The following is a 26,082-nucleotide window of genomic DNA, read 5'->3' as shown; positions in this document are numbered from 1 at the left end:
CGCTTTATGGCGAAGGCTCGGTCAATACATCGCTTAATCATTTTGCCGACAGCTACAGCCTCAAGGGCAATCTCGGCTTCAAGGTCAACTGGTAATTCGAAGCATCACCAAGTATCGACCCGTTGCGGACATAAGACAAAGCCGTCCGAACCTGAAGCAAAGAGACTTAAGACGACAATGACATATATTCCGTGTCGGCGAATGCGACTGATTGACTTCAAAGCCGATTTGATAATATTCGCTCTGGGTGCCGCAATTGGTGCCATATTGTGCAACTGCTTCTTCAAGACACACAAGCGTCATCACACGACAGCTCGATCTTCTGTCGACCACTGTTGAGATCCTGCAGCTCCAGGATCAGCAACGCGAGCTGCGCTTCGAAAAAAAGCGCCTGCAAGACGAATAGCATGACAAAACCAAGCATGAAAACCAGTTGCGGTTCCTATCCGAATACAACATTTACGCGACACGCCCAATCAATCGGGAAAACCGAAAATGGCAGGCGGAAGCTATTAAGGACAGAGCCTTTCGTTCCAACAACAGCAAGTGCGTCGATTTTTTGCTGATTGATAATTATGGAAAGCCAATGCTCGCGGTTGAGTATAACGGCGCCCGGCCATCGTCTTTCGCCGGATGCTGCAAGCCAAATGGCGGTAAACGCTGCGCTCTGGAACGCGCAGGAGTGTCGCGTCTGGAGATCGGGCAGTTTGAAAAACAGCGGCTGCAACATCTGCTGTCTGAAAGCGTCGCAACCCCGGTGCAGAGTGAGCCCGAGCCGGCTACAGCAAAATCAGCCTCACTTTAGGCCACAAAAACCCTCTCGCTTGGAAGAATGGCGAGAGGCGTAATAACGGGATTGATTGTTACGGGTCGGTTGAAGATCCCCGTCGGTTGCTCGCATCAACACTGCATTCGCACGCAGTGGGCCCAAACTTTGCCAACCAACAGGCGCCAGTTTGAAGATCAGCCGAGATCTCCAAATATGCGCAACCGCTAACTCGCCGATCGCAAGTGCTCGTTACCAGTTCAAGCCTCGTATTGCCAAGTTCGGCGCCAGTGCCTAAAGCCAACCAGTCTCGACGCCGACTGTCGCATTGTATCACGAGCTAAATGGGTGTTAAAATGAGCGCTGTCCTGCAATTGCCCTACCATGAAGCGCTCAGCCGGGAACGCGATATGGTCGCGGAGCTTGTCCATCACCGTGATATCAGATGGATGATCTGGCAGACACCTCCCGGGATCGTGGTGCCCCGCAGCCACGCGCATTATGACAATTTCGAGCCGGCTATCGCATCATCGAAAGCACGTGGATGGTCGGTGTTTCTGCGTGACACGGGCGGCGGAGCCGTGGTGCAGGGGCCGGATGTCATTAACCTGTCGATGAGTTTTATCAGCGGTCCTGATGTCGATGACAGGATCGGATCGGCTTATCGCCTTTTATGTCAACCATTGATGGCAATGCTGCGTAGCCGTGGTATTGAAGGAGCCTATCGCGCAGTTTCCGGCTCCATGTGTGACGGTGCTTATAATGTCGTGGTTGCAAATCGCAAGCTCGCCGGCACCGCGCAACGATGGAAAGGGCTTGGGCGCAATCGTCCGCAGGAATATGCAGTCCTCGCCCATTTCGCCATGTTCCTGAATTTGGATCTGAGCGCTGCGGCAGAAGCTATCAACGCTTTATATGCAGATATGGGTGTTGCAAGCGACGTGCAGGCGCGAACCCATATCAACTACCTGGAAATCGAGCAGCCGCGACGAGAAGATGTGCTGCATGCGTTCACAGACGAGCTGAATGCACATTGTCAGCGGTTAAGGGACGCGCGATAGGGTCTTGACCCACAGAGTATCGGTTGGCAAAACGGTTTCGGGATCCACCGCCCACACCGAAACCGGCAGTTGAGCATTTTCGATGAATTGCGTTGTGGCTTGATGCGCGCGGCGGTATCGCCGCCTTCGACAACCCCAGCAGGCTGCGGCCAATGAATGCGCATCTCATCGGATAATGGCGGCTTTATAAACAAGGGGAATGAGCTGGAGCACTCTGGTGTATGTGCGTGCTTCGAACAACAACCAGAGTGCGGCGCCTGTGAAGGTTTGGGCGACAGCAGGCGCTGTCGCAATAGATCACTGTTCTCCAAAATCACCAATCGCAACAACAAGGGATGATTATCAGCGATATAAATCGTCTGGCAAAAACAGACCCAGGCCTTCTCGACCATGTTGCAGAGTGCTTTGGTCTGTCGCACTTGCATGTCAAATTGATCCGAGGAATAAACATCGCTCGCACGATATTCGATTATTTGTCTGATCGTCTCAAAAAAAGGTCGTTCATCGAAGATCCGTAGACATACTGGTATCTACCGAGTATCGCCTTATTAGAAGTCTATATTGAATGTTTGATTGATAATTGGATGATAAAATATGCAATCCTTCGCATTATTTAACGAAATTTATTCCTGCTCAGATTTGCAGATAATCGATAATGCGGAAAACATGATGCGTTTTCTGGCTCTGGGCGGCGCTATTGCCTTTTCTATTGCGGGCCTGTTCTTGTTTGTTGCCTATCTTCTTGAAGTCGAGCATATTGCGTTTAGCACCGAAAGACGAAAAATAACCATTCAATGCGATGCGCTCACCCTTCGTCTCAGCGCTGTCGCAATCGCCGCTGTGTGTTGGTTGGCCTATTTCAGAATTCCAACCTGCTGAGCGTCATGCGAGCGCAAAGCGCAATGGTCGTGTCTGGCCTCTGGCTGCTCTCCTTCACACAACGTCACGGATTGCTGAAAGTAGCCTGTCAATCTGCAGCGGGCTATGATCAGAAAACACCGCCAGTCGCATCGTGGGCATGTCCGGGGCATCCGAATAACCATGGGCCGGCGTGATCTTCACCACGATGTCGCGCTTGTCCAGCGCCCCTCGCAGATGCTCGAGATCAATCGCACCACGCAACGAGACAATGGGGACGGGACTATCCGCGACGGCAAAGCCCAGTTTCCTCAAGCCGCTGCGTAAATGCAAGACATTGCGGTTAAGATCGGCGCGGATCTGCGGTCGAGCCTTCAACAATCTCAGAGCGGAAATTGCCGCTGCAGCAGCGGCTGGGGGTGGCAGCGAGGCCCCCCGCAGGACCATCGACTTCTGCCTGATCTTTTCCGCAAGCACGCTTGTCGCGGGAACAATCCCCCCAAGCGCACCAAAGGCCTTGCTCAAAGTTCCCGAGAAATAATATCCCTCCTGCTCCAGATTGGCATGTTGCAACGATCCCCGCCCACTTTGTCCCAGCACGCCGACCCCGTGAGAATCATCGACACAGAGCAGGCAATTGTCATAGGCCGCCATCGCATTGCTGTAATCGGCAAGCGGCGCCAGTGCCCCCGTTGAGGGAAAGACGCCGTCGGTGACGATCACTGCGCGTTGCCTTGCCCGGAGATGAAGCCGAAGGACACCACTGAGGCTGTTGGCATCAAGATGGCGAAATTGATAAACCGGCTTACCAAGTCCGGCGATGGCATCCCGGCTGCTGTAATGGGTCGCCTGATCAACGAAAACCACGTCAAAGTCATCACGCAGTCCCTGCAACAGGGCCATCGGGCTGACATAACCGGATATCAACGGCACCACATCCTCTGTGGCAAACCACGCGCATAACGCGGCCTTCAACTCCGCATAAATGGGCATCAGCGCAAGCGTGCCTGGACCAAGCCCATATTCTCTCGTCGCAGCGCAGGCGGCATCAATAACCTCTTGATGGCCGTGCAGGCAAAAATAGCTCGTGCCACAAAAATAATCGACCGGACGGCCATTGATACGCATGCGCGCGCCAAGAGGTTCTTCCATGGTGATCGGGACACCCATCTGTGCCAGTGACCTCAAGCCGCCTGCGCCGCCTGGCGGCGTTCCAGGAACATAGGTCCCACGCGGATGCCCTGTCTGCCGTTCTCGTCAACGGCGCCGAGTTCCAGAATCTCCTCTTCGTAAAGAAGCCCGCGCATGCGGAAGCGACCGCCATCGACAGGCTCGCAGCTATGGGTGCAGAAATACTCGATCAGACATTTCAGCTGGCCATGGCTATAGGTCAGGTAGGTGATGTTGAAATCCGGTCCGTATTCACCAAGATGGATGGCGATCTCGGGCGGCACCCGCTCGACCGGGAGACTGTCGACCTTCACCCAGTCCTGATCCTTCCAGTTCAAGGTGCTGGCGTCTTTAAACGACAGGTTCATATGCGGATAGTCGGCGCCCCGACCATAAATGCGCCCGTCAATGACAAAGGCGTCATCGGCTGTTGGTCGGATCTGCAAAGGAACCCCTTCGCCCATCAGATAGAGTTTTCCCGCCTTTTCCTTGACTTCCACCACCTCGCCGGTTTCGTCGTGGCGATACAGTCCCGGCAGCGTCGAAAACTGCTCTGGGGTAATCGCCGGCGGCATCGCGGCGCTTTGCGGGCGCGCCCCCATTCCGCGTTCAAACAGCGCCAGACGCAGGCCGTCGCTTGCCAGACGCGATGCGATCTGATTGGCGAAGTCCAGCGTTGCAAAGATCAGGACGCCGACCCCAGCCTGTGGCAGCAAAGTCATTTGCGACGCATAGCCATAGACAGCCCCGCCGTGCCCGACAGAGGTCCAGCCGTCCATGTCACCCACACCAAAGCACAGGCCGTAGCCATTCAAGGTCTTGTCATGATTGCTGGGCCGCTTTCCGATCGGGTTCCACATCTCGCGCAAGGAGGCCGGGCTCAGAAGCGCATGGCCATCCGGTGTGAAGCCGCCACGCAGCAGGCACCGGGCGTATTGAGCCATATCGGCATTGGTTGAGAAAATATTGCCAGCCGGAGACCCGCCCAGGCTGAAGACCGGAGCGGGGCTGTCGCCCTCAAGCCTCCACATATGGGCGGGCGCGAGACGTTCGCGAATGCCATCCGCCATGCCGGAGGCGGTGTCAGACATCTGAAGCGGCTTCAGGATGTTCTCTGCTATGTAGTCGGCGTAGGATTTTTTCGCCACCCGCTCGATCACCAGGCCGACAACCGCAATGCCGGCATTGGAATAATGCATGGTACCGGCACTGGGATCCTGCTTGAGCGTTGATGTGGCAAGCTCGGCGACCGTATCGGCCAGCGGCGGCCGGTGCGCATCCAGATAGTGCCCGCTCTTGGGTTCTCTGACGATACCCGCCGTGTGGCTCATCAGCTTGCGAAGGCTGATATGGGATCCATAGGGTCCGCTTTCGCGTCCGATGAACGGATTGACCGGTTGAAATCCCGGAAGATAGTCCGAAACATCGACATCCAGGTCCAAAAGCCCCTTCTCCACCAATTGCATGATCGCCACTGCGGTGAAGGTCTTGGTGATCGAGCCGATACGGAAACAGGTCTTGTCATGCATGTCGAAATGACGCGTGGAATGCTGAACATGGCCCTCTGCCAGCAAGCCATCCCGATCCACAAGGGCGTAGGAAATCGAGGGAATGGCCTTATCTTCGACTTCGTGGCGAATGAGGCTCTCAAAAAGTTCAATCGATGAATTGGAAAGCGCAGGCACAGTTATTCTCCCAACTAGCTTGTGTGACGGGGATCAAGAATGTCGCGCAACGTGTCGCCGACAAGGTTCCATGATAAAACGAACAGAAAGATCGCAGCGCCGGGAAAGGCCAGCGTGTACCAGTATTGAAACGGGTTTCCCGGTTGACCGACGATCCAGTTGCGTGAATAGGCAATGAACTGCCCCCAGTCGGCATAACCTTCTTCGGTGCCCACGCCCAGAAAGCTCAGCGCCGAGGCCGACAGAACCATCGAGCCGGTTGCCATGGTGGCCAGAACCAGCACCGGAAAGAAGGCATTGGGCAGGATATGCCGCACAATCAGGCGCAGATCGCCGGCACCATAGCTGCGGGCCGCATGGATATAATCCATTTCCCGGATACGCAGAATTTCGCTGCGGACCACACGAGCATAGCCCATCCAGCCGAAAGTCGTCAGCGCAATGGTGATCGGACCGATGCCTTTTCCAAGCAGTGCCGTCAGAACCATCGCGGCAATCAAAAACGGCACCGCCATGAAGACATCAACGATCCGCATCAGGATTTCATCAATCTTACCGCCATAATAAGCCGCCAGAGCGCCGATCAAGGTGCCGATAAAGACCGAAATGGCAACCACGCCGAGCCCGATCTTGAAGGCGGTTCGGGTGCCCCATATCACCGCATAATAGATGTCATACTGGCCTTCCGTGGTGCCGAATATGGCGTCGGGCGAAGGCGGTTGCGGGGTTGCAAGGAAGCCGGCACGCGGTGTGTCATAGACTGACATCTGAAACTCCTGTGGCGGAGCCAGCCAGGGTGCGAAAAAGGCGATCAACACAAAGCCTATAAGGATCAACACGCCGATCAGCGAGACGGGATTGCGCAAAAGATAGGAAAGCAGTTTCATCGCGTCTTCACCCTCGGATCGAGCAATGGATAGATCAGGTCGACGATCAGGTTCATCAGCACAAGCACGATCGCAAAATACAAGCTGAAGCCGAGGATGGCCGGGAAATCGAGATTGGCCGCCGACTTGGCAGCAAACTGGCCCAGGCCGGCATAGTCGAAGATGGTCTCGGTAATCACCACGCCGCCCATCATGGTTGCCAGCTCCATGCCGGCGATGGTGGTCACCGGAAGCAGGGCATTGCGACGCGCATGCCGCAACTCGACCACGCGTCGCGGCATCCCTTTGGCGCGCGCCGTGCGCACATAGTCCTGCCGCAGGGTCTCGAGCATCGAGGTGCGCATCACCCGCGTCATGCTGGCGAGATTGACATAAGTCAGCGTGATCACCGGCGCGGCCAGGTGACGCAGCGAATCCCCCAAGACCCGGAAATTCCCGTTCAGCAGCGCATCAATCGTGTTGGCGCCGGTATAGCGGGTGAAGTCGGACGACATCACAGTCGCCTGCGCCCATTGACTGAGCCGTCCGGGCGGAAACCAGTCCAGTGCCGAATAGAAGATCAGCAGCATCAGCAGGCCAAACACATAGACGGGGAATGACCAGCCCAGGATGGTGAAGATGCGGATGATGTGATCCGGCCATTTATTGAGGTAGATGCCGGCGCGGGAGCCAAGGTAAATCGCCAAAAGAAAGCTTGGAATGAAGGCCAGCAGAACCAGTTCAAGCGTTGCCGGCAACAACGAGGTCAGGGCATGGGCCACCGGCTGGCGCGCGGTCTCGGACCAACCGAGATTGCCGGTCATGATATTGCCGATCCATTTGCCATATTGCACATGAAAAGGATCGTTGAGGCCATATTGTTCGATCATCCGGCGGATGCTCTCCTGACCGCCCTTGAGAAAGTCGGGCGAGGGCGCATAGGCCGCCAGCCGCTGGGTGGGCGACAATGACATCTGCAATGCAAACAGCATGATCGAAAGGGCGAAAAGCACCACCGGGAGTGTTAATAACCGCCGCAACGCGTAATTGAGCACACCATTACCTCTATCGCTGGATATGAAGGGAAAGAACCGGGCGCGGATCTCGCCCGGTGCGCGTCAGGGGCTCAGTTCGCTTTGCTCACCGGGTAGAAATCCCAGGCGCCATAAAGGATCATGTTGTGGACATAGCCATCAATATTGGATCGGGTGACGATGTAGCCAAAATCCTCCCACAGAAACTGTGTGGTGGCATAGTCATGCGACATCGCCTGAAGTTTCGCATAGATCGGTTCACGCACCGCCGGATCCGAAGACGCCCAGGCTTCATCAAGCAAAGGCTTGAATTTCTCGGTCATCAACGCACGATAGCCATCGCCCAGCATGCCGCCGACGAGTCCGGTCGGAGACAGGTAGTAGGTCGCAGCGCCCAAAGGACCGCCCGGATCCGAATAGTCGGGACCCCAGCCCATATAGGTGAGCGGCGAAGCCGGCTTGGCCCGGTTGTTCAACTTGTCGGAAATCGATGCCCAGGGCAGCGACTGGATCTTCATCTTGAATTTGGGATTAATCCGCTGCAATCCTTGCTGCAGCGCCGAAAGCGCCGCGGTGCCCTGCGGTGTCCCTTCCTGGACATAGGCGGTGAAGGTAAAGCCTGTCTCCCATAACTTGCCGTCAAAGGCCTTCTTGAAATGTTCCGCAGCCTTCTTCGGGTCATAGCTGTAGATCGGGGAATCCGCGCGATAACCCATGATGCCACGCACCGTCGGACCGCGCGACTGAACCGTCTTGTTCAGCAAGACCTGCTTGAGCAACGCATCGTAATTCTGCGCATAGTTGAAGCCCTTGCGCACATCGATATCGGCAAAGAAATCCGGCGGGATGCCATTGCCATCGAGTTTTCCGCTGCCGATCGCCGGATTGTCGGTGTCTTCGAGTGGCCAGGCGAAATACAGCCCGCGCCCAAACACTTTCGGCAATCCATCAACCACTTTGACGCCATCGGATTTGTTCAGCTCATCGAGAAACTCGACGGGCGCCGTCACAAAATCAGCGTCGCCTGACAAGAGCTGCAGACGGCGTGTGGTCCATTCCGGAACGGTGCGCATCACCACCCGCTCCAGCTTTGCCGGACCCATGAAATAATTGTCAAACCGTTTGAGTGTTATCCGGCGATCGGTGCGGTCCCATTCCTCCAGCATGAAAGGGCCGGTGCCGTTTTCCTGGGCAAACAGTGGATCGTCGCCAAGCTCGGGACGGTAGTATTTCTTCCAGCTGTCGCCATCACCATCCCAGCCGCCGACTGACGCCACCCATTCCTTGTCAACGATCGAAGCACCAAAGGGCAGGGCGAGGACCCCAAGCGTTGCAGGGAAGGATTTTGGAAGTTTGAGCACGACATTGTCGCCTTCCACCGTGATCTGGGAGGCCAGCTGATCATAAACCTTGCGCAAGGCCTCCGGTCCCGCATCATTGATATTCTTGACGTTGGCTTCCGTCTCCACCCATTTGGTAATGTCCGGATATTTGCCGGCCGTCACCACTTCGGTGATCGCGTTCGACATCCAGGATTGTCCCATCAGGATCGCCCTTAACAGGGAATAGCGCACATCCTCAGGGGTGATCTGGCCATAGCCGGGTTCAATCTTCGCCTTCTGTTGCTCTGTCAAATCATCATAGGCCTGCCAGGCGATCTTGCCATCATCCCCCTTGATGCCGACCTTATGGGCATAGACGTCCTTGCGGATCGGAAAGGTGTAAGTGATCGAACCATCATCACCGTTCTTGATCAAGCCATTGTCAAGGCTCGGCACCGCGCTTGAGATGGAAGGCACAAATTCCGAGATCTCGGATCCATTGTAATTGAGCAGTCGGCTATAGACGTTCAGCGCGCCGTAGGAGCTCGGCGTGTTGGCAATATAGGCGGGATCGAACGACTGCACGTCGTCGGTCCACAAAAAGACAAAGGTTCCGGGATTTTTGGTCTGGGCAACAGCAGGTGCCGCCGCCAGGCCAAGGCCCCAGGAAAGGGCCAGAGCCAAAGCAAGTTTCATGGATAGTTCCCCTGTTTCGATCTTCGATCTTGTTTTATTTTTTTCTCAGGCTAGGAGCACACTTGCGCTGCTGTCCAATGCGTAGTTAGAATGAACTATGCAAATAACGCATGAGGTTGCGATGGAGCTGGCCTGGCTCGAAGACTTCCTGGAAATTGTGGCAGCGCGGAACTTCTCGACCGCTGCCGCTGCAAGGAATATTTCCCAACCCGCATTCAGTCGCCGCATCCGGTCACTGGAAAATTGGGTCGGCGCGGATCTTCTCGACCGCAGCACCTATCCAGTGCATCTCACCAGCGCCGGCAACCTGTTCGTGCCGCGCTGCCAGGAGCTTGTCCGCGACATGTACCGACTGCGCACCGATTGCCGCAATGTCGCCGGCGCCAGTTCGCAACTCTTGACGTTCACTGCGTTTCACACCTTGGCGATCTATTTCTTTCCCGACTGGATTTCGCGCTGCCAGGGCGCGGAGACCCCGGTTCGCAGCAGCATGCATACCGCAGATTTTCTGGAATGCATCGAGCATCTGTCGTCGGGCAAATGCAATTTCGCAATCATCTACGATCATCCTGATGGTCCTCCGGTTCTCGAAGCCGGCCCATTTGAATCCCTGCAGATCGGCAAGGATCGCCTGATCCTGGTTTCAGGCACTGATCCTGCCGGCAAGCCGCTTTTTGATCTCGACGTGCCGGAGGGGACGAAAATCCCCTATCTCTCCTATTCCTGGAACGACGGCTATTTGGGCAAGCTGATTTCGCTTATCCAGTCACGCCGCCGCCATCCGCCCAATTTGAGTACTGTGTATCAATCCTCTCTCGCCGTCAGTCTCAAACAAATGGCCGTTGCCGGACACGGCATCGCCTGGCTGCCGCAGATCTGCGTCCAGAAGTCTATCAACCAGGGTGAGTTGGTGCAGATTGGCGGCCAGCAAATGGCGCTGGAAATGGAAATCCGGATTTTCCGCCGCGCCGGTGCGAAAAACCGCGATGTGGAGGCATTCTGGAACCATCTCGCCGATAATCAAAGCAATTTGCGCAGCGTCACGGATCCCGCTCTCCAACTGCGCTGAGCGATAAAAACACCGTCATGCGAAAACAGAGACGGTAATGCAAATTCTGCATAACCCTGCCGCGCGCAATCGACCGGGGACCTTTTCCGTCGGCAAGAGCCTGAGCTGCGGCATCAAAGACGGCCCTAGACCTGCTCGCCGTTCCCCGCAGAGCCGCTTGCGTGTTGACACCATCCTCGCAGCCAGCGTTAGATAAGGGCAAACGCGAAAAATCGCAGGGGAACACAATTTGACCAGATCATCCAGCAGCCGTGCGGCTCTGCCCGACAATGTTATTCTTTCGGTTGAAAACCTTGAGGTCTGCTTTGCGCCCAATGCGGCAAATCCGGTGCGGGCTGTCAAGAATGTCTCGCTGCAGATCGCGCATGGCGAAACGCTGGCGCTGGTCGGCGAATCCGGCTCCGGCAAATCGGTCACCGCCATGACAATCATGCGGCTCACCGAATTTGATGGTGCCAGGATCACCGGTGGCCGGATCTTGATGCGGATGAAGGATCGCTCGATCGTCGATCTCGCAAAACTGTCCGACAAGCATATTGAAGCCTTGCGCGGCTTTGAGGTTTCCATCGTCTTTCAGGACCCGATGTCCAGCCTCAATCCGGTCTTCACGGTCGCCGATCAGATCATGGAAGCGGTGATCAGGCATCAGAAGAAAACATCGCGCGAGGCGCGACAGATAGCGCTCAATGTGCTCAAACTGGTGCGGGTGCCCGATGCACAACGCCGGCTTGATCAATATCCCCACCAGCTTTCCGGCGGTATGCGCCAGCGTGTGATGATCGCGATGGCCTTGGCCTGTCGCCCCTCGCTGATGATCCTTGATGAGCCCACCACCGCCCTTGATGTCACCATCCAGGCGCAGATTCTCGACCTGGTTCGCGCGCTGCAACGCGAGATCGGTATGGCGGTTTTGTTCATCACCCACGATATGGGCGTGGTCGCCGAAATCGCCGACCGTGTCTGCGTGATGCTGAAGGGCGAGATCGTCGAGACAGGGCCCGTCCATGATATTTTCAACAATCCCAAACACCGCTACACCCGCGCGCTGATTTCGGCGGTGCCGCGTCTGGGAAGCATGGCAGACAAACCGGGGCCGGAAAAATTCCCGTTGCTTGTCTATGAAGAGGAACAAGCACGCGCGGGGGCGGCGCAATGAACATGATCAAACAGGTGAATGAGAGCAGACAGCCGCTGATCGAAGTGCGTGACCTCGTCACCCGTTTCGACCTGAAAGGCGGCCTGCTCGGGCGCACCACCGGCCGCGTTCATGCGGTCGAAAATGTTTCCTTCGATATTTTCCCCGGCGAGACACTGGCGTTGGTGGGAGAATCGGGTTGCGGAAAATCCACCGTCGCGCGCAGCATCATGCAGCTTGACCGGCCGCAATCAGGGTCGATCCGCTATCAGGGCACCGAACTGGTCGGTGCAGCAAAAAGAGATTTGCGGCGATTCCGCCGTGAGGCACAGATGGTGTTTCAGGATCCTTTTTCCTCGCTCAATCCGCGCATGACGATCGCCCAGGCGCTGATCGACCCCATGCGGGTGCATCGGCTGGGCAGTTCCGCTGCGCTGCGTGATCGCGCCGCCGATCTGCTCGCCAAGGTCAATCTTCCTGCCGACTATCTTCAGCGCTATCCGCATGCCTTTTCCGGTGGCCAGCGCCAGCGCATCTGCATTGCCCGCGCCCTGGCTCTCGATCCCCGCCTGATTATCGCCGACGAAGCTGTGGCGTCGCTTGATGTGACGATCCAGGCTCAGGTCATCAATTTGTTGATGGACCTGCAGCAGGATATGGGAATCGCAATCCTGTTCATCAGTCACGACATGGCCGTCGTCGAGCGCATCGCCCACCGTGTGGCGGTGATGTATCTGGGTGAGATCGTCGAGATCGGCGATCGCCGCTCCGTCTTTGGCAACCCCCAGCATCCCTACACACGCAAACTGCTTTCCACTGTCCCCGTGGCGGATCCAGCGCGGCGTTCCATCGCCCGCGAACCATTGTCCGACGAAATTCCCAGTGCGGTGCGCGCGCCGGATTTCGTGCCTGTTGCGTTGCCGATGACCAAGATCAGCCCAACCCATTATGTGCGCGCAACCCAGCCCGCCTGACAGCAGCTCCCGGCCTTGCCCGCGTCAAATGACAAGGACAAGGCCGGGATGCGGTGGCGCCGGGTTGCTGCTTGCTGTCTTAAAGGGCCAAGCTTGGCATCCGCGCGACCGAGCCTGTCAGATTTCGGGCGCAACCGGGAATTTGACCGGGCTGGAAAACACCCGCTGCAACTGGCCCCAGCCGGGATCATGCATGTGGGGCTGAAGCCCTGCTCTTATCACCAGCGCCTGCGCTTCACTTTCTCCAAAGGCCAGTGCGTCCTGCATATTGATGGTCAGCACCTTGCCGTCCCGCATCAAGACCTTTCCGTCAACAATCACCGTGTCCACATCGCTGCCAAGCACCTGGTGAATCAAGCGGTGGACCGGCATCCAGTTGGGGGTTAAATGCGGTTTGCGCATGTCGATGATCGCGATGTCGGCTTTCTTTCCGCTTTCAAGCGATCCGATTTCATGGTCCATGCCGATCGCGCGCGCCGCATCAATAGTGATCATCTCGAAAACCTTGCCGGGCGGCAGAATATAGCGATCATGATTGTGCAGCACATGCTGGGTCGCCTGCGCTATGCGGGCGATCTGCAGCATGTCGAAATGACGGCTCGGCGCGGCACCGTCCGATGTGAGGGCGACCGGCACGCCGCGCGCCATCATCTGCATCAAAGGCGTTGAACGTCCGGGTGGCGCGTGGGTCACATGGGTGCCTGTCTCAGCCAGAATGTCGATCTCTTCATGCGAGATCCCCCAGCAATGCTGCAAATGCACATCGGGGCCGAGCAAGGCATTTTCCTTGTCCTGAAACGCCATTCGCACCTGGCCGGCAAAGGCGTCGGAATGAATGCGTATCCCGAATTTGCGTGCCGTCTCGCGAATGCGGCGTGCCTGCATCCGGTCCTGTGCCGTCAGAGCGACGGCGCAATCCGGCGTCGATGCGTTGGACGGTTCAATGGAGGGCACAATGGTAAAGGGCGTCAAAAACACCTTGATCCGTCCCTCGGCCGTGCCATTAAGTGTTTCAATCACGTTTTCCGCACCCGCAAGCATGTCTTCAAAATCCACCTCATGACGTTGCGGTCGTCCGCTCTCCCATCGCGTCACCGTTTGCGGCCAGGGCAGGCCTGCAGGACCGACGCAGATAATCTCGCGCAGCCCGAGCTCCGAATAAGCACGCGCATGATTGATGGCAAATTGCGGATCGTCGCTGCGCGGCATCGAACTGATGATGCTGGCCGCAGTGGTGACCCCGGCACAGAGCCGCTCAAGACCGGAAACCAGGCCGTCCGCATACCAATAGTCGCGGGTGACATAATGATAATAAGTCGGCGTAACAATCTTCATCCACAGTGCGTTGGTGTCGGCGCCAATGCTGCGGATCAGGGCATGACCCGCATGCCCGTGCGCATCGATGAGACCGGGAATGATCAGCTTGCCCGTGCAGTCGATGATCTGTTTGCCGGAATGCCGGGCAGCCATATCCGCCGCCTTACCGATATCAACGATCCGGTCGCCTTCAATCACCAGCCCCCCATCCTCGATAATGCGTCGAGCGGCGTCGACAGTCACGATCGTCCCGTGAAGCAGCAGCAGACCTTGCATGGCGTCTCCCTTTCTTTGGTTCAGCCCGTGATCACTTGCCGCGGGCTGAACAGTTCCCTCTGTTGATGTTTTCATTAATAATTGCCAACAATATCGTTGACAATACATAAGAGGATTATGATAGTGCGACAAAATCCAGTGCAACGGATCGATCGTTATTCATGAAGGGAAGAGCATGACGCGTTTCAACAGGTTTCTCATCGCCGCACTCAGCACCGTGGCAATTGCAGCCCCGCTCGCGGTCCCTTCTGCCGATGCTGCAACCTTGCGTTGGGGCAGCAGAGCCGACATCTATTCTCTCGATCCAGACTCTGTCCCCTCCACCTCGAACCTTGCATTTCTCAACCATATTTATGAGGGGCTGATCCGCTACGGTCCCAATTTCGAGATCGAACCGGCACTTGCTGTGGAATGGAAGCTGGTCGACAATAAATTCTGGCGCTTCAGCCTGCGCAAGGGTGTGAAGTTCCACAATGGCGCTGATTTCACCGCCGATGATGTGGTTGCCTCGATGAACCGCGTCGCTGACCCGACCTCACCCTTGCGCGGCAATATTCCGCTTTATGTCGGCGTCAAGAAGGTTGATGATTTCACAGTGGATATCGAGGTTTCGGCGCCAACCGCGCTCTTCCTCAATGATATGACCAATATCTTCATGTTCAATGCGCGGTGGCTTACGGACAACAAGGCCGAAAAGCCAACCGATATCGCCTCCAAAACTGAGAATTACGCAACTCACAACACCAATGGCACCGGCCCGTTCAAACTCGACAGCCGCGTTCCCGATTCCAAGACGGTGCTGGTGGCCAACGAGCAGTGGTGGGATGAAAAGAAGCACAATCTCGACCGCATCGAATATGTGCCGATCTCTTCAGCGGCCACCCGTGTGGCTGCGTTGCTGTCGGGAGAAATCGATCTGGTCGATTCCGCACCGGTCCAGGATCTGCCGCGGCTTGAATCCTCACCCGGCATCAAGGTCAGCAAGCGCACAGAATTGCGCACCGTCTTCATTGGTTTCAATGGCAAGGAAAAGCTTGAGGACGGCCGCCCAAACCCGTTCCTGGACGCGCGCGTGCGTCAGGCGGTCGAAGCAAGCATCGATCGCGACCTCATCAACAAGAAGATCATGCGTGGGCTGGCCCGCCCGTCCGGTTCGCTGATTGCACCAGAAATCGCCGGCTACGCTGAGGCGCTGGATGTCTATCAGTCGGCTGATCCAAAACGCGCGCAGAAATTGCTAGAGGAAGCAAACCAGAAGGGCCTGGCTTTCACCTATCTGTGCATGAATGACGAAAGCATCAATGAAGAGGATATTTGTTCAGGCATTGCAAATATGCTCAAGCGGGCGGGTTTCGAACCCACCATCGATATGGGGCCGCGTGCCGTGCAGCAGCCAAAGCGCACCAATGGCAAGGCCGACATGTTCAATCTGAGCTGGGCCAATGAGCCAACGCTTGATGCCTATTCCCTGCTCTCGCAGGTGCTGTCCACCCGCAGTGGCTCCACTGGTGTTTCCAATTATGGCGGCTGGTCTTATCCGGAACTCGATGAGCTGGTCAAAACGGCAGCCGAAGAGCCTGACACCGCAAAACGGCTGGCGCTGGAAGAACAGGCACTCAAGATTGCCAAGGACCAGGCGATCTTGATCCCGTTGCATCAGCAACCCATCGCCTGGGGCATGCTTGAAAAGATTGAAAGTGTGGATTTCCGCGCGGATAACAAGCCGCGCCACTGGCACACGAAAATGGCGGAATAAACCGACCCGCCGCAGCCGCCAAAAAAGAGCGTCTCACCGCGGTGAGACGCTCTAAGCGCCAGGATAATTTTTATGCAAACCGCATCCGTTCCGCTGCCCGCGGTCGCGCAATTGCGGCTGGGGCAGCGACCGAAAGGCAAAACCCTGCTGACGGCCGAATGGCTGCTCGGCTGGCGCGACGGCAGCCATTGTCTATTGCGTAACGGCGAGATCGTCTTCGAACACAATCAAATCGTCTATCTCGGTCCGGCCTTTCAGGGCCAAGTGGCCCGCCGCATCGACTTTGGCCAGGCATTGATCAGCCCCGGACTGATCGATCTCGATGCCCTTTCCGATCTCGATACCTATCTCCTGGTGCAGGACAACCAGCCTGGCTGGGCGAAAGGCCGTGTCTGGCCGCGGTCCTATCTTGAGCGCGGCCCCTATGAAATGTATTCCGACGAGGAGTTGGCCTTTCAAAAGCGTTTCAGCTTCGGTCTTCTTTTGCTTAACGGGATTACCAGCGCCGCGCCTGTCGCCTCGCTCTATTATCGCAAATGGGCGGAAACGGTCACCGAATTCGAGGCGGCGGCTGCGGCTGCCGGTGAACTGGGATTGCGGGTCTTCCTCAGTCCGGCCTATCGCTCCGGCGGCATGGTTCTCGAAGCGCCCGGGCGGATCGAACCGTTATTTGATGAGGCGCGCGGCTTTGAAGGCCTGCGCGATGCCATCGGCTTCATCGAGCGTAATCACGGCGGTTTCGGCGGATTGATCAATGGTCTGCTCGCCCCCGATCGGATCGAGACCTGCACGTTGCCCTTGCTTGAACGCACCATGGCGGCGGCACGCGATCTTGACTGCCGGGTGCGCATCCATATGGCCCAGGGACAGCTCGAGCGTGACACCATGCAGCGCCTTCACAAGATGTCCGCGCCGCAATGGCTCGCCAAACATCACTTGTTGAGCGCGCGGCTTTACGCCCCGCACGCCACCCATGCCTCGCAGCACGACCTCAAACTCTATGCAGAGCATGGCGTTTCAATCGCCCATTCACCGCTGGTCTCCGCCCGGATGGGCAGCATACTTCATTCCTTCGCCGCTTGCCGCGCGCGCGGCATCAATATCGGCATGGCAACCGACACCGCGCCCCCCGACATGCTGATGAACCTGCTCGTCGGCCTGATCGCCTGCCGGATCGGGGAGAAAGCGTCGGATGCTGCCCTCTCCCGAGATATGTTCGATGCGGCTACGCTCGGCGGCGCTCAGGCGCTGGGGCGCAGCGACATTGGAGCACTCAAGACCGGCGCAAAAGCCGACATAGCGGTGTTTCGCCTCGATGATATCTACATGACCCCCAGCGTCGATCCAATCACCACACTGGTCACAGGCGGTTCGGGCAAGGTGACAGAGGCAGTTTTCGTCGATGGCCGCCTCTCGATGCTGTCGGGTGCGGTTGCCGGCATCGATATGCCTGCGGCAAGGATAAGGGCACAGCTCCAATATGAGGGGCTGATCCGCAAATATCCCGACCGCAGCTGGCAGCACAAACCGGTCGAAGACATCTTCCAATCCAGCTATCCACTCTGGACGGATTGATCACCCGCCGATTGCGCTCGCATTTTTGTCGACATATCCCACGCGCAAACATCCGAATATTGTCAACAATCACGTTGACAACTTTTTGCTAATAGACTTATGTTGGCCTTGGTCCGCAAGCAAAGCCACAAAGGCCGGGCCATCAGTGAGGGAGGAAATCACATTCAGTGCAAGCCGTGCATGCGGCGCGCAGCAATAACCTTGCCGCACCAACCCATGGTGTGGAGATGCAGGAAGAACAGATCCCCGCAAAGGGGACGCAAATTTCCAGAAGCGGAGCAATCAATGTTGAACAGACTGGGCCTCGCGGCCGTGGTGCTGGCGAGCCTGACATTGTCAGGCCATGCCGAAACACTGAAATGGGGGGCATCGCGCGATATCTACTCGCTTGATCCCTATTCCTATGGGGATAGTTACACACTTTCCTTTCTCAATCATGTCTATGAAGGACTGGTTCGCTACGATGGTGATCTGAAGATCGAGCCGGCGCTGGCAGAATCCTTTGATAATATTTCCGACACCACCTGGCGCTTTCATTTGCGCAAAGGCGTCACTTTCCACGACGGTGCCGAATTCACCGCCGATGATGTGCTCGCCTCGCTCAAGCGGGTCAGTGATCCGGTCTCGCCACTGCGCGGAAACCTGCCGGCCTATAAATCGGCGAGCAAGGTTGATGATCATACCGTTGATATCGAATTGAGCGGTCCCTATCCGCTGCTTCTCAACGATCTGACCAATATTCATATTTTTGATGCCGGTTGGCTCAAGAACAACGATTCCGAAAAGCCCACCGATGTCGGGGCTAAGATCGAGGGCTATGCCACCTACAACACCAATGGCACCGGACCCTTCAAGCTCGAAAGCCGTGTGCCCGATTCAAAAACCGTGCTTGTGAAGAATCCGGCCTGGTGGGACAAGTCACAATCCAATATCGATCGCATTGAATTCACCCCGATCACCTCTGCCGCAACGCGGGTCGCGGCACTGCTTTCCGGCGAAATCAACTTCACGGAAAACGCGCCTACCCAGGACTTGCCCCGCCTGCAGGCTCAGCCTGAACTCAATGTGCGCGAGCGCACCGATCTTCGGACGGTCATGGTCGGCTTCAACCGCAAGCCCGCGCTTGCCGACGGCTCTACAAACAAGTTCAATGACCTGCGCGTCAGACAGGCTTTCGCGCATGCGCTCGATCGTGATCTCATCCAGAAGCGGATCATGCGCGGCAAGTCGCGGACTGCCGGCGCGGTGATCGCCCCGGAAATCCCCGGCTACACACCGGAACTCGATACGACGCTTTCTTATGATCCAGCGCTTTCCAAAAAGCTTCTCGCTGAGGCGGGGGCGGAAGACTTCCCCTTCACGCTGGTCTGCACCACCGACGCCTATGTCAACGAGGAGGAATTGTGCCAGGGCATGGTCAATATGCTGAGCCGTGGCGGCTTCAAACCGCAGCTCGACATTGCGCCGACCGCGGCCCAGGCACCCAAGCGGACCGGCGGCAAGGCCGATGTCTATCTGATCGGTTGGGCAACCGAACCAATGCTCGATAGCTATTCAATCCTGTTGCAGATGATCGCCACCAAGTCAGCCAATGCCGGTGTCTTCAACTGGGGCGGTTGGAGCTATCCGGAGATTGACAAGCTGATCGTCGCAGCATCCACCGACATGGATCGCGAAAACCGGTTGTCCGTCCAGACAAAGGCGCTTGAAATGGCGAAGGACGAGATTGTGATGCTGCCGCTGCACCAGCAGCCGATGGCATGGGTCATGTCGAAGAAAATCGACAGGATCGTGCAATTGCCTGACAACAAGCCGCGTCACTGGCTGACGCATTTTGCCCCATAATCCACTTGTGATGCGCCGGGGGCCTAACCCCCGGCGCGCCCCGCTGTTACCGAGGGAATTTTATGCTGGTTTTTATCATTAAGCGCCTGGCAAACGCTGTCATGGTGATGTTGGCTGTCGCTTTGCTCGCCTTCCTGATCTTCCGGCTGGCCGGCGACCCTGTCGAAATGATGGCCAATGAGCAAATGACACAGGCAGACCGCGATAATCTGCGCGAGCGCCTGGGCCTTAACGATGGGCTGTTAACGCAATATAGCCGCTTTGTGGTCAATGCCGCCCAGGGCAATTTCGGTATTTCCTACCGCAACGGTCAGGACGTGCTCAGCCTCATCGCCGAGCGCTTTCCAGCGACCCTGGAACTGGTATTCGTGGCAACGCTGATCTCCTTGCTGCTTGGGTTGCCCCTGGGGGTTCTCACCGCCATCAAACGCGGAAAATGGTATACGGAGGGCCTGCAGTTTCTGTCGATTGTCGGGGTCTCCCTGCCAAGCTTCGTGGTCGGCATCCTGCTTATCCTGGTGTTCTCGGTCTCGCTTGGCTGGTTTCCGGCCTTCGGGCGCGGTGATGTCGTTCAGCTCGGCGGATGGTCCACCGGTCTTCTCACCCCATCGGGCCGCTTGGCGATCCTGTTGCCCGCCATTGCTCTGTCGCTCTATCAGGTCACGCTGGTCATGCGTCTTGTCCGCGCGGAAATGCTGGAAGTGCTGCGATCCGACTATGTCAAATTCGCGCGCGCCCGCGGTATTCCGCGCTGGCGGATTTATTTCAGCCATGCCCTGCGCAACTGTCTGATGCCGGTGGTCACAATGACCGCGATGAATATCGGTTCGCTGATTGCCTTCGCACTGATTACCGAAACAGTCTTCCAATGGCCGGGCATGGGCATGTTGTTCATCCAGGCCGTCACCTTTCTCGATATTCCGGTGATGGCGGCCTATCTGTGCATCATTTCCTTCATTTTCGTCGTGCTCAACACCCTGGTCGATGTTGCCTATGCGGTCATCGATCCGCGCTTGCGCACCGCTCGCTGATCAAACGGGAGACCAATGTCATGAGCACCTCACAAGCCAATCCCGTTGCGCGCGCCTCGCTTCTCAGCCGCATCCGAAAAGGCGATCTCTGGTGGTCGTTCACCCATAGCAAGACGGCGATGGTCAGCGCCGCCCTTCTGGCAGTGCTGATCCTGACCGCAGTCTTTGCGCCACTGATTGCCCCGCAGAATCCCTATGATGGCGCAGCGCTCGATATGTGGAAGGCGGAATTGCCGCCGCTTTGGGAGGAGGGCGGTGAATGGCCGTTCCTGCTCGGCACCGACACCCAGGGACGCGACATGCTGTCGGCCATCCTCTATGGCACGCGGATTTCGATCGTCATCGGCATCGCATCGGTCATCCTCTCGCTGATCATCGGGCTGACTGCTGGCCTCATCTCAGGCTATTTCGGCGGCTTCATCGACAATCTGCTGATGCGTTTTGGCGATATCACCTTGTCCATTCCAACCATTCTTGTCGCCATTCTGGTGTCCACCGTTGTCCGCCAGATGCTGCCGGTGAGCCTGCGTGAGATTGGCGCTTCCGCCGTGCTGATCTTAGCGATCTCGCTGTCGGCCTGGGTGCAATATGCGCGAACGGTGCGCGCCCAGGCGATCGTGGAAACCGGCAAGGACTACGTTTCGGCAGCGCGGCTGATCGGGGTGCCGGCGCGGCGCATCATGGCCCAGCACATCCTGCCCAATACGCTCACACCCATCATGGTCGCCGCGACGCTGAATTTCGGGATGGCCATCCTGACCGAAGCCACACTCTCCTTTCTGGGCATCGGCATGCCGCCGAGCCAGCCATCGCTGGGAACCCTGATCCGTATCGGCAATCAGTTCCTGTTCTCCGGCTCCTGGTGGATCGTGGTGTTTCCCGTCATTCAGCTCTGCCTGCTCGTGGTTGCCGTCAATATGCTCGGTGACTGGCTGCGCGACGCTCTTAATCCAAAACTGAGGTAAGCCATATGAACGATCTTTTGCTCCGCAACATCCGACCGATGGCAGGAGAAAGCTGCGACATGCTGGTAAGGGACGGCAAAATTGCCGGTTTTGGTCAGTTTGAGGCAGAAGCCGGTATGGCGGTCGAAGACGGCGGCAACGCCATCGTCGCGCCCGGGTTGATCGATGCCCATACCCATCTCGACAAGACAACCTGGGGCATGCCCTGGCACGTCAACAACCGCGCGGCCATCCTGCGCGAGCGTATCGATTTTGAGCGCGACCATCGCCTTAAGATCGGCCTCGATCCGCACCGACAGTCGATGCGCCATGCCATCGGTCTCGCCGCCCATGGTGGCACCCACATTCGCAGTCATGTCGATATTGATCCCACCCATGGCCTGTCGCTGGTGGAAGGCGTTTGGGAAACCCGTGAGAAGCTTAAAGACATCATCGACATTGAAATCGTCGCTTTTCCACAATCTGGCCTGATGGTGATGCCGGGCACAAAGGACTTACTTGACGAAGCCCTGCGCCAGGGCTGCGAAGTGCTCGGTGGGATTGATCCCTGCGGCATCGACCGTGATCCGAAAGGCCAGCTCGATATCTTGTTCGCGCTCGCCACAAAGCATGGGGTGCCAATCGATATTCACTTGCATGAAACCGGTGATCTGGGCGCCTTTACCATGGAGCTGATTTTCGAGCGCATCCGTGCACATGGCATGCAAGGCAAGCTGGCGATCAGTCATGCCTTCGCGCTTGGCATGAACGACTATTTACGGGTCGGCCAGTTGATCGAACAACTCGCCCTGCTCGATGTCGCCATCCTGACCACCGGCGCGCCGTCGGCCACTGTGCCGTCGATAAGGCGGCTCAAGGAGGCGGGCGTGCGCATTGGCGGCGGTTGTGATGGCATTCGTGACACATGGGGTCCATGGGGACAGCCCGACATGCTTGATCGCGCCCGGATCATCGGCATGAAGAATGGCGTGCGCTCCGATCAGGAACTCGAGCATCTGCTCCACATCGTCTCGCAGGGCGGTGCCGACGTCATGCGGCTACAAAATTACGGCCTCGCCGTCGGTTGCAACGCCGATTTTACCTTGTTGACCGGGGAAACACTGGCGCATGCCGTGGTCGATGTGGCACCGCGTCCGCTGGTGGTCAAGAAAGGTCGGGTGACCGCACGCAACGGAACAGCCGTGGTGGAGATGCCATGATGAACCCGGATTTGCATGCGCTGGTGCTCGGCGAACGACCAAAAGGGCGCACATGGATCACCGCTGACTGGGTGGTCGGCCACCAGGATGGCGAGCATCGGCTGCTCAGGCGTGGTGAAGTGGTTTTTGAAAACGGTGAAATCCTGTTTGTCGGTCATGGTTTTGCCGGCGAAGTGGCTCGCCGGATCGATTTTGGTCAGGCGTTGATCAGCCCCGGGCTGATCGATCTTGACGCGCTCTCGGATCTCGACACGACTATTCTTGGCATTGACCATCATCCGGGCTGGGCCAAGGGGCGGGTGTGGCCCCGCAGTTACGTCGATGCTGGTCCCTATGAAATGTATAGCCAGACACAACTGGCCTTTCAAAAACGCTTCGCCTTCGCACAGCTGCTTGTGAACGGGATCACCACCGCAGCGCCGATCGCCTCGCTGTTTTATCGGCAATGGGGAGAAACGGTCGCAGAATTTGACGCGGCAGCCGACGCTGCCGGCGAACTGGGCCTGCGTGTTTATCTCAGCCCCGCCTACCGCTCCGGCGGCATGGTGCTGGAAGCCCCGGGCCGGATCGTACCGGTCTTTGATGAACAACGCGGCTTTCAAGGCTTGAACGACGCAATCGCCTATATCGAGCGCCAGAGCGGTCGTCATGGGGATCTGATCCGTGGCATGCTCGCTCCCGACCGGGTGGAGACCTCGACCCTCGAACTGCTCAAGCGCACCGATGCGGCTGCGCGTGATCTGGGATGCAAGTTTCGCCTGCACATGGCGCAAGGCGCGATGGAAGTGGAGACGGTACAACAGCTGCATGGTTCAACCGCGCCGGTCTGGCTTTCACAACACGGCTTGTTGAGCGAGCGGATCATCGCTCCCCATGCGACCAATGCAACCGATCAAGATCTCGATCTTTATGCCCATCACAGCGTTTCCATCGTCCATTGCCCCCTGGTTTCCGGGCGCGGCGGGTCAATCCTCAGATCCTTCTCCGCTTGTCGCAGCCGCGGCATCAACATCGCGATGGGGACCGATACGACACCGCCCGATATGCTGATGAACCTTCTGGCCGGTCTCATCACCGGTCGGGTCGCTGATCAGGCACCGGACCGTCTAAGCTGCGCAGATCTGTTTGATGCGGCGACCCTGGGCGGTGCAAAGGCTTTGGGGCGGACGGATCTCGGACATTTGTCGCAAGGCGCGCGGGCGGATATCGCCGTCTTCCGGCTCGATGACTGTTTCATGGCACCCTCCATCGATCCGATTACCACCATCGTCACTGGCGGATCGGGCAAGATAACCCAGGCGGTATTTGTCGATGGCCGCCTTTCGATGCTGGATCGTAAGCTGGCAGGCTTTGATCTGATTGCGGCGCGGGAGATCGCGCAAGCGCAATTCGACAGCCTGATCGCCAAATATCCCGAGCGCAGCTTTGGCAATCCGCCCGTCACCGACATCTTTCCATTAAGCTATCCGCTCGAGGGAAATACCCATGATTGAGACACAGCAAGCCGTCGTCGAAGTCCGCAATCTCCGTGTTGATTTCCCCGGCCGCCGTGGCACCGTGACCGCGCTCTCGGATGTCAGCCTTTCCATTCGCCCCGGCGAGATCCTTGGCGTGGTGGGTGAGTCCGGCGCCGGAAAGTCAATGACTGGTCTGGCGATCCAGGGCCTGCTTGAGCGACCCGGCCATATTGCCGGCGGCGAGGTCTGGCTCGGCCAGCGGCGTATTGATACGCTTGACGACCGGGCCATGGAAAAAATTCGCGGTCGTGAGATCGGCGCGATCTTCCAGGATCCGCTCACCTCGCTCAATCCGCTGTTTTCGGTCGGCGCCCAGCTGGTGGAAACCATCCGCAGGCATCTTGGCCTGAACAAGGCGCAAGCCCGCCAACGCGCCGTGCAGCTTTTGCGTGATGTCGGCATTCCCTCGCCCGACGAGCGCGTCAATCACTATCCCCATCAGTTTTCTGGCGGAATGCGCCAACGTGTGGTGATCGCGCTTGCGCTTGCGGCATCGCCAAAGCTGGTGATTGCCGATGAGCCGACCACCGCTCTTGATGTGTCGATCCAGGCGCAGATCATCTCGCTGTTACGCAAACTCTGCAAGGAAAAGCAGACCGCCGTCATGCTGGTGACCCATGATATGGGGGTGATTGCTGAGGCTGCTGACCGCATCGCGGTGATGTATGCCGGACGGCTCATCGAAGTGGGGCCGGTCGAACAGGTGCTGCACCAGCCACGCCATCCCTATACCCAGGGATTGATGGCCTCGATCCCGTCCTTGGGCGCACGGGTCGACAAACTCAACCAGATCGATGGCTCGATGCCGCGCCTGGATGCGATCCCAAACGGCTGCGCCTTTAATCCACGCTGCAAAAGCGCAGGGCCACGCTGCCATCGCGAAAGACCGGAACTGATATTTTCTGAAGCGAGCGCCAGCGCGTGCTGGCTCAATGCAGGAGGCACCGCATGACGATGCATGCAAAAAATCAACCGGCTCTGACGGTCGAGCGGCTCATAAAGACCTTCGATGTGTCGGCTCCCTGGCTCAACCGCCTGGTGGAACGCAAGCCCAAGCAATATCTCAAGGCTGTCAATGATATCAGTTTCACGGTGCCGGCGGGCGGCTGTCTGAGTATCGTGGGGGAAAGCGGTTGTGGCAAGTCGACCGTGGCGCGCCTGGTGACCGGTCTTTATCCTGCAACGAGCGGCGGCATGCGCTTTGCACCCGGCAAAAACGGTGCGCCGCTATCGGCGCAGATGATTTTCCAGGATCCCTATGCCTCTCTCAATCCGCGTTGGCGCGTCAAGAATATCATTGCCGAACCCCTGCGCGAGCTTAAGCTGCGCGCAACAGCATCAGCAGTCACCGCACGGGTCGAGGAGCTCCTCACTATTGTTGGTCTGTCGGTCTCCGACGGCGAGAAATTCCCGCATGAATTTTCAGGCGGCCAGCGTCAGCGCATTTCGATCGCCCGGGCCTTGGCCAGTGAACCGGAGTTTCTGGTTTGCGATGAACCGACCTCCGCGCTCGACGTGTCGGTGCAGGCGCAGGTGCTCAATCTGATGCGCCGCCTGCAGGATGAACTGGGTTTGACCTATCTGTTTATCAGCCACGACATGAGTGTCGTCCGCCACATGTCTGACCGGATTGCCGTGATGTATCTTGGACAGATTGTCGAAGAGGGCGAGACCGAAGAACTGTTTGCCGAGCCGCGTCATCCCTATACCCAGCTGTTGCTTCAGACGATCCCCAATATCGCAGAGCCCAACCGCAATCGTGAGCCGACGACCGGCGAAGTGCCGAGCCCGCTAAAACCACCATCTGGCTGCACCTTCCATCCGCGCTGCCCCTTTGCCATCGAGCGCTGCGCGCGCGAAGCGCCGGCAATGCAGCTTCTCCCCAACAAGACCCGCGTGGCCTGCCACCTGGTGGAAATGGACATTTGAGCGCCCTTCAGTCGGTGCCGGTAAACCGGCTCCGTC

20 protein-coding genes are annotated in these 26,082 nt (G+C 57.5%); 14 read left to right on the top strand and 6 right to left on the bottom strand.

Annotated features, from left to right (window positions below; all coding sequences use genetic code 11):
- Window positions 1-1,122 precede the first annotated feature (1,122 nt).
- Complete coding sequence (locus QBD00_RS20125) at window positions 1,123-1,827, top strand: biotin/lipoate A/B protein ligase family protein (protein WP_191907304.1); 705 nt, start codon at window positions 1,123-1,125, stop codon at window positions 1,825-1,827.
- Between the two features lie 594 nt (window positions 1,828-2,421).
- Window positions 2,422-2,706, top strand: a complete 285-nt coding sequence (locus QBD00_RS20120) for a hypothetical protein (RefSeq protein WP_151094520.1) — start codon at window positions 2,422-2,424, stop codon at window positions 2,704-2,706.
- A gap of 54 nt (window positions 2,707-2,760) precedes the next feature.
- Here the strand turns inward: QBD00_RS20120 and QBD00_RS20115 are convergent, their stop codons facing one another.
- The 5 genes from QBD00_RS20115 to QBD00_RS20095 form a co-directional block, all read right to left on the bottom strand.
- Entirely contained in the window at window positions 2,761-3,873 is a 1,113-nt protein-coding gene (locus QBD00_RS20115; protein WP_318580366.1) for a pyridoxal phosphate-dependent aminotransferase family protein, read from the bottom strand.
- The gene (locus tag QBD00_RS20110; protein ID WP_318580365.1) at window positions 3,870-5,540 is read right to left on the bottom strand and encodes a serine hydrolase domain-containing protein; all 1,671 of its coding nucleotides are present in this window, start codon (window positions 5,538-5,540) and stop codon (window positions 3,870-3,872) included. The genes QBD00_RS20115 and QBD00_RS20110 overlap by 4 nt, the downstream gene beginning before the upstream one ends.
- Before the next feature lie 14 nt (window positions 5,541-5,554).
- Window positions 5,555-6,427 (bottom strand): ABC transporter permease, encoded by an 873-nt coding sequence (locus tag QBD00_RS20105; protein WP_151094515.1) that lies wholly within the window; start codon window positions 6,425-6,427, stop codon window positions 5,555-5,557.
- The gene (locus QBD00_RS20100; protein ID WP_235901914.1) at window positions 6,424-7,461 is read right to left on the bottom strand and encodes an ABC transporter permease; all 1,038 of its coding nucleotides are present in this window, start codon (window positions 7,459-7,461) and stop codon (window positions 6,424-6,426) included. The genes QBD00_RS20105 and QBD00_RS20100 overlap by 4 nt, the downstream gene beginning before the upstream one ends.
- 71 nt (window positions 7,462-7,532) lie before the next feature.
- Window positions 7,533-9,458: an ABC transporter substrate-binding protein gene (locus QBD00_RS20095; RefSeq protein WP_151094512.1), complete on the bottom strand. Its 1,926-nt coding sequence runs from the start codon at window positions 9,456-9,458 to the stop codon at window positions 7,533-7,535.
- A 121-nt stretch (window positions 9,459-9,579) separates the two neighbouring features.
- On the opposite strand from QBD00_RS20095, the gene QBD00_RS20090 reads away from it, so the two are divergent.
- The 3 genes from QBD00_RS20090 (at window position 9,580) to QBD00_RS20080 (ending at window position 12,636) form a co-directional block, all read left to right on the top strand.
- A complete protein-coding gene (locus tag QBD00_RS20090; RefSeq protein WP_235901912.1) occupies window positions 9,580-10,527 on the top strand; it encodes a LysR substrate-binding domain-containing protein in 948 nt (315 codons plus the stop codon).
- Window positions 10,528-10,756: 229 nt separating this feature from the next.
- The gene (locus QBD00_RS20085; RefSeq protein WP_191793804.1) at window positions 10,757-11,683 is read left to right on the top strand and encodes an ABC transporter ATP-binding protein; all 927 of its coding nucleotides are present in this window, start codon (window positions 10,757-10,759) and stop codon (window positions 11,681-11,683) included.
- On the top strand, window positions 11,680-12,636 hold the full coding sequence (locus QBD00_RS20080) for an ABC transporter ATP-binding protein (RefSeq protein ID WP_151094503.1): 957 nt from the start codon (window positions 11,680-11,682) through the stop codon (window positions 12,634-12,636). The genes QBD00_RS20085 and QBD00_RS20080 overlap by 4 nt, the downstream gene beginning before the upstream one ends.
- A 117-nt stretch (window positions 12,637-12,753) precedes the next feature.
- Here the strand turns inward: QBD00_RS20080 and QBD00_RS20075 are convergent, their stop codons facing one another.
- Entirely contained in the window at window positions 12,754-14,229 is a 1,476-nt protein-coding gene (locus tag QBD00_RS20075; RefSeq protein WP_318580364.1) for an amidohydrolase family protein, read from the bottom strand.
- Window positions 14,230-14,404: 175 nt separating this feature from the next.
- Here QBD00_RS20075 and QBD00_RS20070 point away from each other — a divergent pair, with 175 nt between their 5' ends.
- The 9 genes from QBD00_RS20070 (at window position 14,405) to QBD00_RS20030 (ending at window position 26,046) form a co-directional block, all read left to right on the top strand.
- Window positions 14,405-15,985, top strand: a complete 1,581-nt coding sequence (locus tag QBD00_RS20070) for an ABC transporter substrate-binding protein (protein ID WP_318580363.1) — start codon at window positions 14,405-14,407, stop codon at window positions 15,983-15,985.
- Between the two features lie 72 nt (window positions 15,986-16,057).
- Window positions 16,058-17,560: an amidohydrolase family protein gene (locus QBD00_RS20065; RefSeq protein WP_318580362.1), complete on the top strand. Its 1,503-nt coding sequence runs from the start codon at window positions 16,058-16,060 to the stop codon at window positions 17,558-17,560.
- A gap of 285 nt (window positions 17,561-17,845) precedes the next feature.
- Entirely contained in the window at window positions 17,846-19,405 is a 1,560-nt protein-coding gene (locus QBD00_RS20060; protein WP_318580361.1) for an ABC transporter substrate-binding protein, read from the top strand.
- 62 nt (window positions 19,406-19,467) lie between these two features.
- Window positions 19,468-20,436: an ABC transporter permease gene (locus tag QBD00_RS20055; protein WP_079210603.1), complete on the top strand. Its 969-nt coding sequence runs from the start codon at window positions 19,468-19,470 to the stop codon at window positions 20,434-20,436.
- Window positions 20,437-20,456: 20 nt separating this feature from the next.
- Window positions 20,457-21,401 carry an ABC transporter permease gene (locus QBD00_RS20050; protein ID WP_318580360.1) on the top strand — a complete coding sequence of 315 codons (945 nt, stop codon included), beginning with the start codon at window positions 20,457-20,459 and terminating at the stop codon, window positions 21,399-21,401.
- Window positions 21,402-21,406: 5 nt separating this feature from the next.
- Entirely contained in the window at window positions 21,407-22,600 is a 1,194-nt protein-coding gene (locus QBD00_RS20045) for an amidohydrolase family protein (RefSeq protein WP_318580359.1), read from the top strand.
- Window positions 22,600-24,093 (top strand): amidohydrolase family protein, encoded by a 1,494-nt coding sequence (locus QBD00_RS20040; RefSeq protein WP_318580368.1) that lies wholly within the window; start codon window positions 22,600-22,602, stop codon window positions 24,091-24,093. The genes QBD00_RS20045 and QBD00_RS20040 overlap by 1 nt, the downstream gene beginning before the upstream one ends.
- Entirely contained in the window at window positions 24,086-25,069 is a 984-nt protein-coding gene (locus QBD00_RS20035; RefSeq protein WP_318580358.1) for an ABC transporter ATP-binding protein, read from the top strand. Before QBD00_RS20040 ends, QBD00_RS20035 begins: the two co-directional genes overlap by 8 nt.
- A complete protein-coding gene (locus tag QBD00_RS20030; RefSeq protein WP_318580357.1) occupies window positions 25,066-26,046 on the top strand; it encodes an ABC transporter ATP-binding protein in 981 nt (326 codons plus the stop codon). The genes QBD00_RS20035 and QBD00_RS20030 overlap by 4 nt, the downstream gene beginning before the upstream one ends.
- Window positions 26,047-26,082: the final 36 nt, after the last annotated feature.

This window comes from Ochrobactrum sp. AN78, assembly GCF_029909885.1.
Classification (GTDB): Bacteria; Pseudomonadota; Alphaproteobacteria; order Rhizobiales; family Rhizobiaceae; genus Brucella; species Brucella quorumnocens.
Note: the sequence above shows the minus strand (reverse complement) of the source record. Positions and strands in the feature narration are given on the sequence as shown.